The organism is Parachlamydiales bacterium, from assembly GCA_041671045.1.
Taxonomy (GTDB): domain Bacteria; phylum Chlamydiota; class Chlamydiia; order Chlamydiales; family JABDDJ01; genus JABDDJ01.
Window position 1 is genome coordinate 45,351 of sequence record JBAZCF010000002.1, and the last position, 17,241, is coordinate 62,591.

At 43.2% G+C, this 17,241-nt stretch carries 15 protein-coding genes; 8 read left to right on the top strand and 7 right to left on the bottom strand.

All coding sequences use genetic code 11. The features are described 5' to 3' along the window. Nucleotides 1–4: 4 nt before the first annotated feature. The 4 genes from WC222_03375 to WC222_03390 are packed head-to-tail and all read right to left on the bottom strand — an operon-like array spanning nt 5 to nt 4,867. On the bottom strand, nt 5–1,243 hold the full coding sequence (locus WC222_03375; protein MFA6915412.1) for an ABC transporter permease: 1,239 nt from the start codon (nt 1,241–1,243) through the stop codon (nt 5–7). After that, nucleotides 1,240–1,944, bottom strand: coding sequence for an ABC transporter ATP-binding protein (locus WC222_03380; GenBank protein ID MFA6915413.1), 705 nt, complete (start codon nt 1,942–1,944; stop codon nt 1,240–1,242). The genes WC222_03375 and WC222_03380 overlap by 4 nt, the downstream gene beginning before the upstream one ends. Continuing rightward, on the bottom strand, nt 1,941–3,422 hold the full coding sequence (locus tag WC222_03385) for an efflux RND transporter periplasmic adaptor subunit (GenBank protein ID MFA6915414.1): 1,482 nt from the start codon (nt 3,420–3,422) through the stop codon (nt 1,941–1,943). The genes WC222_03380 and WC222_03385 overlap by 4 nt, the downstream gene beginning before the upstream one ends. After that, nucleotides 3,413–4,867: a TolC family protein gene (locus tag WC222_03390; protein MFA6915415.1), complete on the bottom strand. Its 1,455-nt coding sequence runs from the start codon at nt 4,865–4,867 to the stop codon at nt 3,413–3,415. Before WC222_03390 ends, WC222_03385 begins: the two co-directional genes overlap by 10 nt. 78 nt (nt 4,868–4,945) lie before the next feature. Between WC222_03390 and WC222_03395 the strand changes: the two genes are divergently transcribed. The 4 genes from WC222_03395 (at nt 4,946) to WC222_03410 (ending at nt 11,473) form a co-directional block, all read left to right on the top strand. Beyond that, a complete protein-coding gene (locus tag WC222_03395) occupies nt 4,946–5,500 on the top strand; it encodes an HD domain-containing protein (protein ID MFA6915416.1) in 555 nt (184 codons plus the stop codon). Nucleotides 5,501–5,665: 165 nt separating this feature from the next. Beyond that, complete coding sequence (locus tag WC222_03400) at nt 5,666–7,645, top strand: hypothetical protein (protein ID MFA6915417.1); 1,980 nt, start codon at nt 5,666–5,668, stop codon at nt 7,643–7,645. A gap of 17 nt (nt 7,646–7,662) precedes the next feature. Further along, the gene (locus WC222_03405) at nt 7,663–9,840 is read left to right on the top strand and encodes a hypothetical protein (GenBank protein MFA6915418.1); all 2,178 of its coding nucleotides are present in this window, start codon (nt 7,663–7,665) and stop codon (nt 9,838–9,840) included. A 49-nt stretch (nt 9,841–9,889) separates the two neighbouring features. Further along, on the top strand, nt 9,890–11,473 hold the full coding sequence (locus WC222_03410) for a protein kinase (protein MFA6915419.1): 1,584 nt from the start codon (nt 9,890–9,892) through the stop codon (nt 11,471–11,473). Nucleotides 11,474–11,483: 10 nt separating this feature from the next. Here the strand turns inward: WC222_03410 and WC222_03415 are convergent, their stop codons facing one another. The 3 genes from WC222_03415 to WC222_03425 are packed head-to-tail and all read right to left on the bottom strand — an operon-like array spanning nt 11,484 to nt 13,043. After that, nucleotides 11,484–11,768, bottom strand: coding sequence for an acylphosphatase (locus tag WC222_03415; GenBank protein ID MFA6915420.1), 285 nt, complete (start codon nt 11,766–11,768; stop codon nt 11,484–11,486). Further along, nucleotides 11,761–12,783 carry a tRNA dihydrouridine synthase DusB gene (gene dusB, locus WC222_03420; protein MFA6915421.1) on the bottom strand — a complete coding sequence of 341 codons (1,023 nt, stop codon included), beginning with the start codon at nt 12,781–12,783 and terminating at the stop codon, nt 11,761–11,763. Before dusB ends, WC222_03415 begins: the two co-directional genes overlap by 8 nt. After that, a complete protein-coding gene (locus tag WC222_03425) occupies nt 12,780–13,043 on the bottom strand; it encodes a YggT family protein (protein MFA6915422.1) in 264 nt (87 codons plus the stop codon). Before WC222_03425 ends, dusB begins: the two co-directional genes overlap by 4 nt. Before the next feature lie 118 nt (nt 13,044–13,161). Here WC222_03425 and WC222_03430 point away from each other — a divergent pair, with 118 nt between their 5' ends. Genes WC222_03430 through umuD form a run of 4 tightly spaced genes read left to right on the top strand, consistent with a single transcriptional unit; the run spans nt 13,162 to nt 17,241 of the window. Further along, complete coding sequence (locus WC222_03430; GenBank protein ID MFA6915423.1) at nt 13,162–14,865, top strand: hypothetical protein; 1,704 nt, start codon at nt 13,162–13,164, stop codon at nt 14,863–14,865. Nucleotides 14,866–14,877: 12 nt separating this feature from the next. Then, nucleotides 14,878–15,501, top strand: coding sequence for a hypothetical protein (locus tag WC222_03435; protein ID MFA6915424.1), 624 nt, complete (start codon nt 14,878–14,880; stop codon nt 15,499–15,501). Next, entirely contained in the window at nt 15,501–16,811 is a 1,311-nt protein-coding gene (locus tag WC222_03440) for a hypothetical protein (GenBank protein MFA6915425.1), read from the top strand. Before WC222_03435 ends, WC222_03440 begins: the two co-directional genes overlap by 1 nt. Beyond that, entirely contained in the window at nt 16,801–17,241 is a 441-nt protein-coding gene (gene umuD, locus WC222_03445) for a translesion error-prone DNA polymerase V autoproteolytic subunit (protein ID MFA6915426.1), read from the top strand. The genes WC222_03440 and umuD overlap by 11 nt, the downstream gene beginning before the upstream one ends.

Genomic DNA, 17,241 nt, shown 5'->3' on the forward strand with positions numbered 1-17,241 from the left:
TACGTTATTCGTGTCGAAGTGCGGTAATTGGATTCATCGAAGAAGCCTTAATCGCTGGGTAAAGCCCTGAAAAAATGCCGACTCCGGAAGCCATTCCCAAAGACAGCAAAATGGACCAAGGTTTGACAATTGTTTGCCATCCGGCGATGGCGCTGATGCCCCAAGAAAAAAATATTCCGATCACGATGCCCAAAAGTGCGCCTGTGAGAGTAAGAAGGAGTGTTTCTAAGAGGAATTGAACTAGGATATGCCTTTTATTAGCTCCTACGGCACGTCGGATGCCAATTTCCCGTGTTCTTTCAGAGACAGTGGCTAGCATAATATTCATGATACCAATTCCCCCAACCAGTAGGGAGATGGCTGCGATACTGCCGAGTACAAGATTAAAAGTCTGCTGAGTACGGTGGGCTTGCTGCATAAGCTCTAGAGGAATAACCATTTGATAGTCTTCAACCCCGTAGTGTGTTTGTTCCAGAACCCTCCGGGTGACGCGGCTACCCTTTATTATATGGTCGCTATGTGAGAGTTGGACGATAAGTTCATTCAAAGTATTTTTAGGGAGAGAGGTGGGGCGTGCGGGAAGGGAAGATTCGCACCCTAAAGGAATAAGGACGCAGGTGTTTAGGTTTCTTGAGGAAAGGGTGTTGGATTTGCCTTGGCTCCATTGTTTTGGCGCTAGGATGCCTACAACTTTAAACTGCGTATTTTCAATGCGGATAGTTTGGCCTACATGACCTTGAAGGCCAAGGGCTTGGGCGATGGAGTGTCCGAGGACGCATACTTGCTGTTTTCTATCCACATCCAGGTTGCAGAGGTTGCGGCCTTCTTGCGGAATGAGACCTTTAATTTCGGCGAAAGAGCCTGTGACGGCGAGAAGTTCCGGAACAACTTCTGTCGAAGCGCCGGTTATCATTCCTTCTATGACCTTTACGGGAGCAACGTGTTTGATTTCTTTGTAGGCTTGAGCAATCGCAATGCCATCCTTGGGGCTCAGGCCTTGGGAGCGTTTTTCGTGGGCCTTCTGCTGTTGTTCGTCTGTTAAGTCGATTTGGCGGACGATAATACTGTTCATGCCTAGTTGTTCAATTTGCTCTAAAGTTTCCTGTTTGGCTCCTTCGCCTATGGAAAGCATAGCAATCACAGCCACGACGCCGAATAGAACGCCTAATGTACTTAGTAAAGTGCGGAGGCGGCGCATCATTAATGTGCGGAAGCTTTTGCTTAGAGAATTCCAAATATTCATATTACCTGTGCGCTGTCACTGATAATTCGTCCGTCTTTCATTTGTACAAGTCTTTTGCAGTGGTTGCCTACGGTTTTGTCGTGGGTTACCATTAGGATGGTCACGCCTTGGCTATTGAGTTCTTGGAAAAGTTGTAAAATGTTTTCCCCTGTTGCGCTATCCAGGTTTCCGGTGGGTTCATCCGCAAATATCATTAGGGGGTCAATGGCTAGCGCGCGAGCAATGGCAACCCTTTGCATTTCGCCGCCGGAAAGTTCTTTTGGAACATGGTGAAGCCTTTTAGAAAGGCCGACACGATCGATACTTTCGAGGATGCGTTGATGAGAGTTAGCTCTTTTTTGTTTTTGGTATAGGAAAGGGACTTCAACATTTTCATATACGTTCAGCTGATGGATTAAATTGAACGATTGAAAGACAAACCCTATGCTAGAAGCGCGGAGAGAGGAGAGCGAAGTGTCATCCAAATCGGCAATATTTTGGCCTTCTAAATAATATTCTCCTTGTGAGGGCTTATCCAGGCACCCCAAGAGGTGCATGAGCGTTGACTTGCCTGATCCGGAGGGGCCCATGATAGCAACAGATTCCCCTTTGCGAATAGTTAAATCTACTTCTTTAAGGGCCTCAACGGTAGTGTCGCCCATGCGGTAAAACTTGCTGAGCTTGCGTATATCTACCAGAGGAAGGTCAGCAGGTTGACTCATGGTGAACCTGGAAGTATGTATTCTGGAGAGGGCGTTGTTAATGCGACTTGATCGCCGGACTGGAGGCCTTCAGTAATTTCAATCCACTGGTCGTTATGTGCACCTATCCTTATGGGCGTAACTACAAATGAATTTTGCCGTGCCACATAGCAGCAGGATTTTTTATTTTCTACAAAAACTGCTGAAACAGGTACAGTGAGGGTATTTTCAAGTTTATCGGTTAAGATAGTAGCCCTTGCAGTCATGCCGGGACGTAGTTTTTCGTCTGTATTGCTCATGGCTATCTTTACTTCAAAGTATTTTTCTACACCGTTGCGGGCCATGTCGGCTAAAGCGAGGACACCGATGGATTGGACATTACCTTTAAAGAAGACTTGGGGATAGGCATCGACTTCAATTAATACAGATTTACCGATTTGTACCTTATATAAGTCTACTTCGCGTACTTTTGTTTTAACAATCATAGTATTTAGATCGGGAAGATCTAAAATGGGCTGGTTGCGTACGAGGATATCGCCCACACGCGGCTTGCGCTTTTGTCCTGTACGGTATTCTTCACGGTGGACAATCATTCCATGAGTAGGGGCGCGTATTTCTGTTTGGGCCAGCTCCATTTGCGCTGCATGCAATTGTGAGAGAAGGTCTTTTTTGACATGTTCAGCTTGTTGTAGGGCAGCTTGGGCTTTTTCTATTTTATATTGCCCCCCTTTGATAACTTCATCTTGACGCAGTTGGCATCTTCTGAGTGCAGTTTCAGCTTTTTTTACGATCATGGGGTGGACATGTTCGCTATATGTCTCGTATTGGAGCTTGGCGTTCTCATAAGCTTCCCGTTCTTCCTGCAGCTTTTTTTCGGCCTGTTTCCTTTCGGCATGATTGATATAGCCTGCTTCTTCCATTTTGATGAGGTCATCGGAATATGCGCTCAGCTCTTCGTATTTTGACCAAGATTTCTGCATCGCAGATTCCAGACGGAAAAGTTCCAGGGGGCCATCCCCTTTTACAGTTTTCTGCAGTTCTAAGTTGGCTGATTCGATTTCATATTCGCAAGTTTTCTCTTCGACATCCGCTTGGTTTTTCTCCCATTCAAGCGTTTGAATTTGCATACTGATGATCGCTGACTGGTCGTTGATTTTAGTTTTGAGCTCAGCGATTTTTTCTTCGAAGGGTGTCGGATCCATTTTAACTAAGATCTGATGGGGTTCGACCGTGATGCCATCGGGAATAAGATAGATAACTTTACCTTGGTCGCCTCTGATTGAAGAGGCTATAATAGTGGAACGTGCGGCTTCTAATTCCCCTACTGTGGGAACTTCTACGGCAAAGCTTCTAGGCTGGGCTTCTGAAAGCAAGACAATATCTTCGCCAGGGTCTTTATCTTGGTTAAAGTACGTTCGAGAGTTAACTATCAGGAAAAGGGTTAAGGTAAATAGTCCTGACCACAGGATAAAACGCCTCAGTTTATTCTTTAAAAACATGGTTTCTCCGCCAGTACCCCAAGGTTATTAGTAAAAATATATTCTCCATTGATGTGTTCCACAAGAGCGGAGAGATATGCGATATGTGCGTTTCTTAGATTTCTTTCGGCTTGTATGACATCAAAGTTATTGGCAAATCCGCGGTCAAACTTGATTTGGGAAAGGTATAATTCCCCTTCGGCATTCTTTATCTGTTCTTCCTGCAGGAGTATTCTTTTTTTTGCCTGATTGAGGATGCGGATACTTCTCCTAACTTCCATTGTGATGATGGTTTCTGACTGCTCCAAATTACGATAGGAAGCATCCAAATTCATCAGGGCATTTTCATAGAAGTTTTTCTCGGAATACCGGCATAGATTACTATTCGCTAAAAGACCTACGCCCCAGGTATTGGTATTGCTCCATTCATAAGAAAGGATTTCTCTGCCGTAGGGTGCATATCCATTGACTAACGCGGGGTCCGTATCACGATAGGATTGAACGACACGGCCGAGCCAGGCTTTATGGTCAAAAAATAAGCTAATATCGGGCAGCATATTTTCTTTTGCATAGTTGAGCTGCCTTTTACTTTCCCAAATAATATCCTGCGCTTGATCTAATTCTATTCTACGATCTAGAGCAGCAGCTACGGCTTCTTCACCGGTGAATTCAATGTCTGTGTACATCATGGGCACTGAGACATTGACAGGCAAATCCATGGGGAGAGCCAGAAGCTCACGGAAAATGTCGTAGGCTTCTTCCAGCCTTTCTTCCGCTCCTGTCAAATTATCTTCTGCATGGCGGAGCTCTGTTTCAGCACGATAGACATCCAAGCTATCTGAAAGCCCGATCTTTTCTTTGAGTTTTGCTGCTTGTGCGTAACCTTTGATCCTTTCAAAGGATTCGCGGTTAAACCGCACGATTTCTTCTTGTTTAACAATTTCATACATGGCGGCAATAACGCGCACCATGAGCTTGGTTTGTGCGCTATAAAGAGACCGGATAGCACCGCGCTGTGTGAAGGCTGCAGCCTGAATACGGCTGGTATTATACCAATAGCCGCTGCCTCTAAAAAGGGGCTGGCTGATAAAAGCCCCTAATGCAAAAGAAACTTTTTTTCGTTCTAAACTTATGCCCGGGCTTAAGTTTACCCTGGTTCCGGTTGTCCAGCGTTTATTAAAGTCATAGCCTAGGGTTGTACTTAATCCCCCGCCTCGGCCGCCGCCGCCGGCAACGCCACCGCGGCCGTTAGGTCCGTATTGCCAATTGAATTCGGTATATTCATATTCAAGATTGATATTAGCTCGGGCAACGGAATCGATACTATTGATGAGATTGCGATTAGCTTCCATTGCACGGGTAACAGCGCTTTGGATGTCCCACTGGTTTACTTCGATGCAATCTTGTGAGAATAGAGAGGAATAAATCGACGTAAAACTGAATAATAGTACTATGAGAAGACGCATTCTTATACTCATTTTTCACAATGGAAAAGATTATAGGGTGTCTTATACACAAAGAAATATTTTTATAGGCATCTTTCTATGGAAAAATTAAATCTTGTCCACTTATTTCAAGAAATTGGGATGTTATCTGACACTCCGCGCTCAGGATTTGCTTTCCTTGGATCAAGCCAGCAATCTGTTGCTGAACATAGCTATAGAATGACGATGATAGCCTATTATTTGGCTAAATGGAGTAAAGCTCCGGTGAATAGAGAAAAGCTCCTATTGCTTTGTTTGCATCATGATTTTCCGGAAGCGCGTACCGCAGATCATAATTATGTGAATAAACGCTATTTACGGGTCGACGAGTCAAAGCTTTATGGAGATTATCAAAATGAGCTCCCTTTTAGCCAGGAAATCATTGCTTTATTAAAAGAATACGATGAAGGAGAGACAATCGAAGCTAAAATAGCGCACGATGCAGATCAGTTGGAGTTGCTTTGTGTGCTAAAGAAGGAATGGGATTTAGGAAATAAAGCAGCGGAACGCTGGTTTAATAAAGTGGAGCAACGTCTAGCTACTGCGGAGGCCAAAGATTTGGCAACTGTTTTAAGAACAACATCTTATGATTCTTGGTGGCAGAGACTTGTCTAGTTTCTGATCAAAGTCACTATTAGGGCAAAAAATCTTTTTTATTATTATTTACTATACTGAGTAATAGTTACTATTTACATAAAATTAATATTAATAGAATTGTAACTTTACAATTTAATTCATATAATAATATTGTAAGATAATAACTTTATTTGGGTATTTGTTATGACAAATGGTTTAAATTCAGCATCTTCCCATCCTAGGCCAGAGCCTTACTTACCTCGCAAACCTGCGCATCAAGTTGTAGGAAAGGGAGCAGCCTGGAATAAAGAAAAAAAAGGTTTGGAATCTAATCCAGAACTAAAGAAATTTATTACACCTTCAGTACCTGCTCCTTTAAGCCCTCCCATTAAAAAAGCCGTTGCTTCCCCTCCGATGACTAGAGCGCTTCCCGGTTCCCCGGGTGTCATTGCAAAAAAACAATTACCTGCATTACCTCCTGCACAAGTAAAAGGGCCGCTTTCGCCTTCTGTTCGTCCTGGCGGTGTTCAGGTTGGACGTCCCCTCCCCCCAGCACCCGGATTAGGATCACCTCCCTCACAACCTATCCGAGGGCCTCAAACCTTTTCAAAACCAGCAGCGCAACCAGGAGTTAGAGGACCCTTGCCACCAACACCTGCTTCTTCTTCCCAGCAGCTAAGAGCTGCACCACCCTTGCAAAGATCTGCTCCGGCACAGCCGTTACCAAGAGGGCCGCTTCCTCCTACACCTGCATCACCTCAGCCTTTACGCCCTACACCTCAGCTACAAAGATCTCCTGCTCAACCATTACGTCCATTACCAAAGACGGACGGGACTACCCCTGTTGCACGTGCATTACCTACTCCACAAAAGCCGATGAGTACCGTGCCTCCACATATTGTACCTTCCGGAGCTCCACCACAGCAAGTAAGCAAGCCGCTTTCTCAGCAAAAAGTTGCCGTAACATCGCAGCCCCTGAAAAGTCCTCCCTTTAGACCTGCCCCTGCAGGAGCTGTTGCACGGCCGCTTCCTTCAACTAGCTCTGCATCAAAGCCTGCGCCTTATACCTTTGAAACGCTACTTCAAACAAATTATACGCATGAAAATTTGAAGATTATTCCGCGTGAAGTAGATGTAGCTGCTAATTATAGAGACAGTCAAGTCTTTGGATTTATTACCACTAACATCCAATTTCAAAGGCAGATGAGCAATTCGAAGCAGGTTATTGAACAAATACTGAAACTTCCTGAACCGCTTCAAAATGCTATGTTGGATAAATTTAATGAGGCTAATAGTGGTAACTTGCACATTGCAGATTTAAATCATTTTTTAGTGCAGATTACTGTCCTTGAAAAAGCCTTATCTGCACTCAACAAAGATCTCTTTGCCGTCTTAAATAAACATGGAATCACTTCTGATAAATATATGACGGATGCCATTGTTTTAGAATTATTGGGCGTCTTTTCCAAGCATAAGGATACTATTTTCACTCCTGTGAATTCCATTGCTAATCATGCCCATTACATTGATATGCAGAATTTTCTTTATAATGATGATACTAAAGTCCTTGCCAAAAATATCTCTAGCAGCCCTAACACCGATTTTATCCAGGTGACAAGCGCCACTTCACGTTATAGAAGCCTTTTTGATCCGATTGTTGGAAAGATGCCCGAGCCAAATAAATCCAAGGCTCAGCAGTATTTGACTGAGTTAAATGATAAACTCATGAAAATGAATAGTTTTGATCCACGGCTCCATGTACGCGCCTTGTCTAGGCAAAGCCAATTTTCTCCGCACGATCTTTCAGATATACGTAAATTTCTCGTTCATTTTGACGAATCCAAAGATAAAGGAGACACTATTGACGTCAAGTTTGCCCAAATGCTTATCGATCATATTTTGAAGAAGGGTGTGGACGGTATAGTGAAGGATGAAGAAAAGTCTTCTTGGAAGCACCTATTAAGCCTTCATAGCTACCTAACGACAGTCAATAAAAAGAGCCCCGGTTTGCTGCCTCCTGATGCATACAACAAAGCTTTAGGAGAGGTGAAAAAGTCTCTTCGAAAAATTAACGACCGTATCAAATCTAAAAAGGTCCTAGACGATTTGAAGAAACCCATCGATATCAAATATCTATTTAAAAAAGAGTTCGAAAGCACTCAGGAAATATTAAAAGCTAAGTAATTTTAAGGGAGAGAATTATGGTTATTTCAAAATTTACTCCTACACAACCTCCTGCAGAGGGTCCAAGTACCGCTAGTGGAAAAGATAGACCCCAGTCTAAAGTTGCCACACCTTTAAGCGGGGCAATGATAGGAACATCTGTTGTTCAGAGAGCTCCTACCGGGCCCTTTCCTAAACCACAACCCTTGCCAGAGGCCACAACAAGCAGAAGAATTCTTCGTCCTCAACCCAATCCTCCTAAGGCATCTGTTCAACGTGTTTCCTTCCAAAAGGTAGTGAATCAAAGTCATACAGAACAAATTAAAGAAGATATTCTCACGGAGTTAAATTCAATTCATAAAGAGATGGATAGCGTTTTAAGAGGAAAAAGAACAGCAATTTTTTCCTATCTCGAATTTGAGGAAAGCTTCCAAAGTAAAGCTCTCACTCCTTTATCGGAAAGGGCTGCGATTGTTGAAAAGATCATAGAAAAAAATCCTCGAAGAGCAAAAGCCATCCTAGCTGAGTTTAATGCTAAAAATAATACCAATTACACCCTTGAATCTATTAAGAAGCAAAATACGAAATTCAAAGTTCAGGTAAGAGAACTAAATAAACTCTCCAAGTCATTTACAGAAAAATTGAATAACAAAATTGAAAATGCAGATAAAGAAGTCCAAGGTTTAATGAATAAGTTCAAAAATGGCGAGATTTCAGAACACGAGTATATTTTTGCTAAGGATAAGGTGTTTGATAAGATCTATAATGAAATTGAGAATATCAATAAATTGTTTGAAACTGAAAAAAGCTCGGTTCTCTCTAAAACGTCTATTGATATTCTTCGTGAACTTAACGGACGTTCCGAATCTATGCTGCATATGGGAAGTATTTCAGATGAACTGATTACTAAATTTGGGACGACGGAAGAAAAAAATAAACATAGTACATCTAGTTCTAGCAGTGGAACGACAAGCCTTAACGTGAGTACGTCACTTCTTCTCAATAGAGTATTAACACGTGTAACTTCCAAAGAAGACAATTTATTAAAAGAAGTTCGTCGATCCTTTGAGAAAGTTAAACCCCTACTTGCTCGCTATAACATTATTCAACAACAATCAGTCACTAATAATTTAAATATTCCAGAAATGAAGGCAAGAAAACAGCTGGCAAACAATTTTAACTCACAATCCACCTTCACAGTTGCCGCAACACAGCAAAATTATGATAATACTCTTATTGCACTTCGCCATGATAGTCACAGCACCATTGAAAAGTTCAAATCTAAGAAAATTACTCAAGAAGAATACCTTACTAAGATTTCAGCATTAACACGCGATTATATGGAACTTGAAAAGCGCGTTCACGATGCTCAGAAAAATGGCTTCCAGGTGAATGCTAAAAACTTGGGTAGGGTTCAAGATAATATGAAGGTATTATTTACCTATAATCTTAATTTTATAGCTGAAAAGGGACCAAAAGCACTGATCAAAGGAAACACCCTAGAAGCTAAAAGAACAGAATTAGAGTCGTTAAGAAAAGAAGTGATCGCTCAAGTGTCCTTCTTAAATGAAAATGCAGACAGAACCAGCAAAGGTGAAGTTGTTGCACTTGTCAATGATGAGTACATTAATAATGAACGAGAAATTCAGATCTCAAGCACTCCGGAATATAAGCAGAAAAAACTAGATGAAAGCATCAATGAAGCTGCAGAATTAAGTAAGACCGTTGCAGAAAGAGTTAAGAAAGGATCTATTTCTGACCGTGAGTTCCTTTCCACAACCGCAAAGCTCTCCAATTCATATCACTCAATACAAAAGCAGCTAAAAGATAACCCCCAACTTCAGCTTAGAAATTCGGTTGTAAGCAGTAATTTGGAGGCGTTTGAGAAGAATTTAAGCGTATTATTCACGGATAATCTAAGACGTATCATCAAATATGGTGCTAGCAGAGCCATTAGAGGGCCAGAACTAGAAAATTCTATCCAGCAATATATTGATTTAAGGGACAGTGTGGAGTTCCAAATTAAGTTTATTGCTAGCAGGGGCGGAACTTTGCCTTCCAAAATGAATGAAGTCATTCGAAAGTTAGAAAAACATCATCAGAATTTAAATGACAAAATTGCTGAAGCAAGGAAGGGAAAAACGACAATGGAGCTGGATATGGCAATGCATAAATTTTCCCAAACCAAACAACTGGAAGAAAGTGTTCTCACTTGAGAAGAAAATTACCCCGGATTTTGTAGCTAAATACATCTAGGGAGTTATTATGGGATTTGTAAGCGGCTCTAGCCCTACTCCTCATTTAGTAGGCAGTGTTATCGAAAATGGAGGGAAAGGGAAAGAGCTAACCGTTACAGATTCTCTAGGACGTGAAATCATCCATGCAGAAGTCTTATCTGCAGAAGAATTAGCCAATAAAAGCTATTTTGGCAACTATTTTGATAACGTTGTCGAAGTAGAAGTCCTCACAATATCCCAAACATTGGACCGTGAACTACAGGAAACTAAGCAAAAACTTTTTTTGCGTGTGAATACTATCCAGTTGGGAAATTCAGCATTTAAGGACAGGCTTTTCCCACTTTTACCGGGATGGACAACCTTCGCGACTTTTTCAAAGCAAGATGCGCTTTTTAGCGAAGTCATGAAAATTCAATCACATCAATCTTTAGAACTATCTAAAGCGGTTTTTTTCAAAGTTACCGAATTGGAGAAGCTGGACATTAAAGTCACACCCAAGAATGTCGCCACCAGTTTAGGAAATGACCTAGGGGGTGAATGGGTACTTGAAAACAATGAAAAAAAGACTGTTGCGTTAGATAAATCCCAAAAATTGCAACTTGTGACTGAGATAGAACAGAATAAAAAAGAATGGCTGCAAGAAGCCGAAGAAAAAGGCTCATGGATTGAGAAAAAGGTATTTATCGCGGGTGTAGGTGATGTTCGGATAGAAATTTTTCCTTCTAACCGGCAAAAAGTCGAGAAGTTAGGCCGCATAGATGTTCGATTTCATTTTCTAGGCTCCGGAGCAACAAAGAAGGCCTATTCTGTTCTACGTTATGAGAAAAATAGATTAGGTGCTAGTACCTATGTAAAACTACCTGTAGGAGCGGAGGACACACTAAAAAAAGAGATTGAGATCAGCTCAGAAATACAAAGTCATCCTAAAAAGGCAAGAAAACACCTTAGCAAGCATAAAAGTGTCGCTACCTCCATTTTTGAGAAGGCTGAGGGAATAAAGAGCAAAACCAAAATTGATATGACTTTATACTCAGGTAATCTTTCCGGATTACTGAAGTTTGGGATTAGTGAAAAAACACGCGTTAAGGTTACGATCCAAATCTTACAAGGGCTGGAAAATCTTCATGCAATGGGTATCCTTCATCTCGATATTAAGCCGGATAATATATTTGTCAGGATCAAAAATAAACGTTTTGAAGTGACAATCGCTGACTATGATTTATCCAAGCACAAAAACTCTATAGCTCCCGACTCCGGCGAAATTTCTATTGTAGGAACAAATGGATATATAGCTCCTGAAGATCTAAAAACCTTTTATATAGGGACCCATAACCCTGTGCCCACTGAAAGATCAGACTTATATTCTGTAGGAATAACCCTGCGGGGCACAAACGATCTAAATCACTGGAAAAGTTATCCGGAGAATAGGGAAGGAGCGCGGGTCATAGAAAAATTCCAAAAGGACTATGAGAGGCTTGTCCCTGAGCCCAAGGACAGAGATTCCTACGATTGGGGGATCTGGAAGTTATCCCACCCTGATCCGTCAAAAAGGTTTTCAACAGCGAAGGAAGCCAAAAATTTCTTCCGAGGGTTGAGAAGCGTCAAAGCTTAAGCTTGGTAGGCTAATATTCTATTTTAAACACATCATACGAAATGGATGCGTTTAGCTTATTCTTTTGGATTTCTTTTACGTTGCCGCCACCGGGTTCATGCTCGATTTTTCTGAAAAACTTTTCAAGCTGATCCGATGTACCTTGGGCTATGATTTCCACATTGCCATCCTGCAAGTTACGTACTGTCCCGGTGACATGCTGTTGCTGCGCATGACGCCGTACAGTGGCTCTATATCCTACTCCCTGCACATCTCCGGACACGATAAGGTGATAGACGGGATTTGTCTCACTCATCGCAACTTCCATCTTCGCATGCATCATCAGCAATTTCAAAGGGGTATTCCAGGATAAGTTTGCGAATGACTCCTGCATCTGTGGCATGACTCATTTGTTCGCGGAAGGATTTTGTTCCGGCAGCTTTTTTAAAGTACCAGCAGCCAACGCGGCGCATGTCTAGTATGGCATGTCGTAAGCTTTGATGTTTCAAGGTATATTCAAAATGGCGGTAGAGGGCTTGCCGAATATCGTCAACGCCTCTTACTGGAATTTCTTCGCCTCTTTCAAATTGGAGTATGTCTTGCGCGATCCAAGGTGCTCCCATTGTTCCACGCGCAACGAGAATGGCATCGCAGCCTGTTCTTTCTACCATATCTAGGGCTGCACGAGGAGAGAAAACATCGCCATTTCCAATAACTACCATATTAGGCGCGGCTTCCCTTACAGCGCGGATGTGGTCCCAGTTAGCTGGACCGCGGTAGCCTTGCTGTCTTGTCCTTCCATGGACAGTGATGGCATGAGCACCTGCTTCATAAGCAATTTTTGCAATTTCAGCACAATTAATAGAGTCTTCGTCCCAGCCCGCGCGAATTTTGATTGTGACGGGAATGGATACGGAAGCGGCCATTGCAGAGACGACATCTCCGATGAGTTTGGGATTCTTTAACATGCCGGATCCGCTACCGTCTTTGGTTACTTTATCGACGGGGCATCCGCAATTGAGATCGACCGTATCGAATCCTAAGTCTTCGATAATGCGTGCAGCCTGTCCTGCAATCTGAGGTTTACTGCCGCAGATTTGGCCGCCAATAGGGTGCATATCTGTTGAGAAATCCAGTAAGCGGAAGGTTTTATAGTCATTACGGATGATGGCGTCCATTTTGACCATTTCGCAAAACATCAGGCCCGGCTGATACCGGGCGCTCATTTTACGGAAAGGAAAGTCGGAACATCCTGCCAAAGGAGCGTAAAACACTCTGTTAGGCAGGATTTTTCTTCCGATTGCAATAGGATCTGAGAGATTTTTTTTCATTTGATTAATAGGGCAACTAATACTTTAACGATGGTCTCGATGATTTGAAGGCAGAAAAAAGCAACGATAGGGCTGAGGTCAAACATCCCGAGGGGAGGTATATATCTTCTGAAAAAATTCAGGTAAGGGTCTGTGTAGAAGGAGATGAAGCGGATGAATGTCGTATCGCGCCATTCGGGGACCCAAGAAACGAGGATCCTAATAAATAGCATGACCATATAGACTAAGAATAAGGTGTCGATAATCTTGAGTATAATCATTATAGACCGGGATAATTGAAATCAAAATCTAGTATAATGGAAATCATGAATTTTTTGACTTCAATTTTCATTCCATTCAAAATTTACTCCTAAGCTATGGAGAGATGGGAGACTTTATATGTCTGAAAGCCCTACGGCTACGCACAGTTTAGGCCTAGAACACGAAGGTCCGCACATTCGCGGGGCCGAGCTAGCCTATGCGCGCAAAAAGATCTTCTGTAAACGCACCTTTATCATCGATGCCACGAAGGGCGAAGAGGATGTAAAGCCGCTTTACATGAGCGAGTATGGCAAAAGTTTGGAGAAGAGTGCGCGTGCTTCTGTTGTAGTGACAGGGATGGATACAGCTAAAACCATAGTGCGCCAATTAGATGTAAAGCTGAAAAAAGAGAAGGATATTGACGCTGTTTTGTCCTTCCAAGCCGAACCTGTTATTCCGTTTTCGCCTGAAGAAGCCGTGTTGGATAAAACCCTGATCAACACCTATGATGAAGGCTCCATCCTCACACTCTATGCAGTAAAAAAAGAGCAGCTGAAAGAACACATTGAGGGATGGCTTCAATTAGGAGTGGAGTCTGAAATAGTCAGCTCAATTCCATTTGGGTTATCCAGTTTTGCCGCAGCTTTCATTACAGAAGAACAACCCGTTGTAGTCTTAAATATCGGCTTTCTTTCCACCTCTGTCATATTAGTACAAAAAGGAAAACTCTTAGCTTCCCAGTCATTTAAAAAAGGCCTGCATGATCTCGCTATCGCTTATCAGCATGACTTGAATAAAGAACTGGATGGTAATGACGACTTCGAAGCATTGGCCGGCGTAGACTTGCTCCACAATAATTCCGACTTGCAGCCTGAATTTCATTCTACACTCCAACAATACCAGCGCGAATGTGTGCGTTCAGCCTTTGGATTGGCTAAATATGCCCGCGTCGGCGATGTCGCAGGAATACTTGTGACCGGGGAGGGCGAGAAGCTAAAGACATTGCCCGGACTGATTGCCCAAGCTATAGGAAAACCCCTTATTCCCATTACATTGCCTGGCGGCTTCGGAATCACAGAACAACGTGCTTGCAGCAATGCAATCCCTATCGGCTTAGCCTTAACTGCCCTGCCAAACTATAAGTCTCAGATTAATTTCAGGCAGGAAGACTTTGCCTATCCTCACCCCTGGAAGCGTTTGCGTCTGCCTATAGCTGCATATATAGCTATGTGCGCATTGCTGGCTTTTACCACCTACCTCTTTGGGCAAGCGTACATCGGATTAAAAGAAGATAGTGCCCGTCAATCCTATGTCAACCTAGTCGGGACATTGAAAAAAGATTATCCTGAATTTGAGAAGAAAATTGCCAGTGAGATCAGTAATGACGTAGGCTACGCCCCTCCATCGCCTAAAGAGTTGACGCCTAACCAGATCAATACACGCTTGGATTTGTTTGAAAAAGAGATTGACGCCGCGCCTAATACAATAGCCCTATCAGCAAACGTTCCACGTGTCAGTGATGTGCTGGCCTGGCTAAGCAACCACCCTCAAGTCGCCATGCCGGGAAAAGACGGTTTGCCTCAAGCCCAAATACATATCGACTCTTTCAACTACCGCATGTCCAAAAGGCCCGAATTGACAAAACTGCGCGATAAATATCAGGCGCAGATAGATATCGATTTCGTGAGCGATTCTCCGCGGGCTGCACGCCTATTCTATGACTCCTTGATCGCTCCCAATGATTTTGTTGATCCCAAAGGAGAAGTCAAATGGACCGCTGCAAACGGAAAATACCGAGTATCGTTTTTCCTTAAAGATAAAACAGTGTATCCCAACCCATAAAGGTAGCGGAATATGTTCTCAAATATCCCTCAGGGGAGAATTCTTATTTATTTAGGCATTCTGGGCATGCTCCCTGTCCTGTTAGTCTTGTTTAATATCTGGCAGAAAGCCGAGTCCCTGGATGTGCTGGAAACCCGCATAGAACGTGTACAGGATAAAGCCATCAACCGCGACGTAAAACAATCGACCAATATCTCTGTTATCGACCACTACCGCGGCAGCGATAACTTTTATCTCGATAAATATATAGAGAAGCTTCAACTGCTAGAGCCTGAGGTCGAGGCCCTTCAAAGAATCATCAGCAATAAGAAATTTGCCGACGATGAAGAAGCTAGAAAAAGGTATGAGTTTCTTGTCGGCCCTTCCAATGCTTTAATGTTCAATGAAGGGGCTGTTGTCCGCTACCCATTGTTCCGTGAAGTTGTAGAAACCCAGGTGCGGCCCGTAGAAGTTAACATACAGGATATCCAGCGCATCTTAAGCCTTGTTGAAGGTGTCCCCTTAGGTGGAAATAAAATACCCGATAAACATCCCCAACTGATCATTTTAGATTTCAGGCTCGACAAGAAGCGCTTAAGTGAAGATAATGATGTGTTCCAACTTAATATGCGCTTGTTAAAACGCGAGTATTTGTAATGATTTATACAAAAATACGCCGTCTGGCTTTCCGCCTGTTCACACTTACAGCGGCTTTACCCCTTCTGTCTAGCGGTTGCTCACACCCATTTTATTGCAGCTATGAATCCCCTTGCCTCATCAGTATCCATATCATAGACCGCAACGGCCTGACTGAAACAGTCAGTAATCCAGACAGACTTAAAGAATATGCCTGCATCGACTTCTTAAAAAATCAGCCCTATAAAAAAGTGCTGCGCGTATTCTCACGCGATCCTTGCGGCAATACACCGTCTACCATTACCAGCTATTATGAAAACGGCCAGGTACAAAAATACCTTGAAGTCGTGAACAATAGAGCCTTCGGCAGCTATTACGAATGGTACGATAACGGAACGCTCCATCTGCATACCAATATCATCGGCGGTGTAGCAGATATTACCATGGCGGCGGAAAATACCTGGTTGTTTGATGGTCCTGCAGAAGTCTGGGACGAATGCGGAAATATATTAGCTTATATCAACTACTGCAAAGGTAAGCTCGAAGGCGAATCTTCCTATTATCATACTTCAGGTTCCTTGTGGAAAAAATGCTCTTTCAGTGACGGCAAAGAAGAAGGTATCTTCGAAATCTACTATAAAGATGGCAGCACCCTCCAGACAACGCAATACAGCAACGGCAAACGCCATGGCCAGAGCATACGCTATTGGAATTGCGGCTCCATTGCTGCCATTGAAGAATACACTTGTGGTAAATTGATCGAAGGCAAGTACCTGGATAGAAGCGGCACCTGCGTCAGTTCTATTTGCAATGGAAACGGACAGCGCGCAGCCTTCTCGGAGACATGTCTAAAAGAACTCCATACGTATGTCAACGGTGTGCCTGATGGTGAAGTCCGCGTGCTAGGCCCTGACGGTACTGTTGTGAAAACATGGCTAATCCGCGACGAAGAAAAACATGGCGTCGAAATAGAATACTACCCCTCCTTCCTCAGCCAAAAAGCTCAACCTAAAATGGAAGTGACCTGGTACAAAGGCAAAATCCACGGTACAATGCGAACCTGGTATAACAACGGCTACCAAGAAAGCCAGCGCGAAATGACCAATAACATCAAAAACGGTGTCTTAACCGCCTGGTATCGCGACGGCTCTCTTATGCTAGTCGAAGAATACGAAGATGATACCCTAGTCAAAGGGGAATACTATCGTCGTGGGGAGAAATCTTTCGCTTCCGAAGTCGAAGAAGGCAATGGCTTGGCTGTCCTTTATGATGGTGAAGGCAACTTCCTGCGTAAAGTGATCTACCGCCACGGCAGGCCTTATGAGCCATAATCCCCTCAGGCCTGTCGAAATTGCACAGGCCGTTCAGAAACGCAATTCCTCACATCCATTCGCCACTTCCTCCGTACAAGCCGGATTCCCTTCCCCCGCAGATGACCATATTGAGAGACAGCTGGATCTAAATGAACTCCTCATACAGCATCCTGCAGCAACTTTTTATGTCCGCGTCGAAGGCGATTCCATGCTGAATGCCAGCATTAACTCCGGCGATATCCTAATTGTAGACCGCGCTTTAACACCCATTCCCGGCAAAATCATTATCGCCATCCTTAACGGCGAATTCACCGTCAAACGCTTCACCAAAAAAAACACAAAAATTGTTTTAGTAGCAGAAAATCCGGCTTATCCCGATATTCAGATACAAGAAGGAAGCGACTTCCAGATTTGGGGCGTCGTCACCTATGTCATCCATAAAACCTAG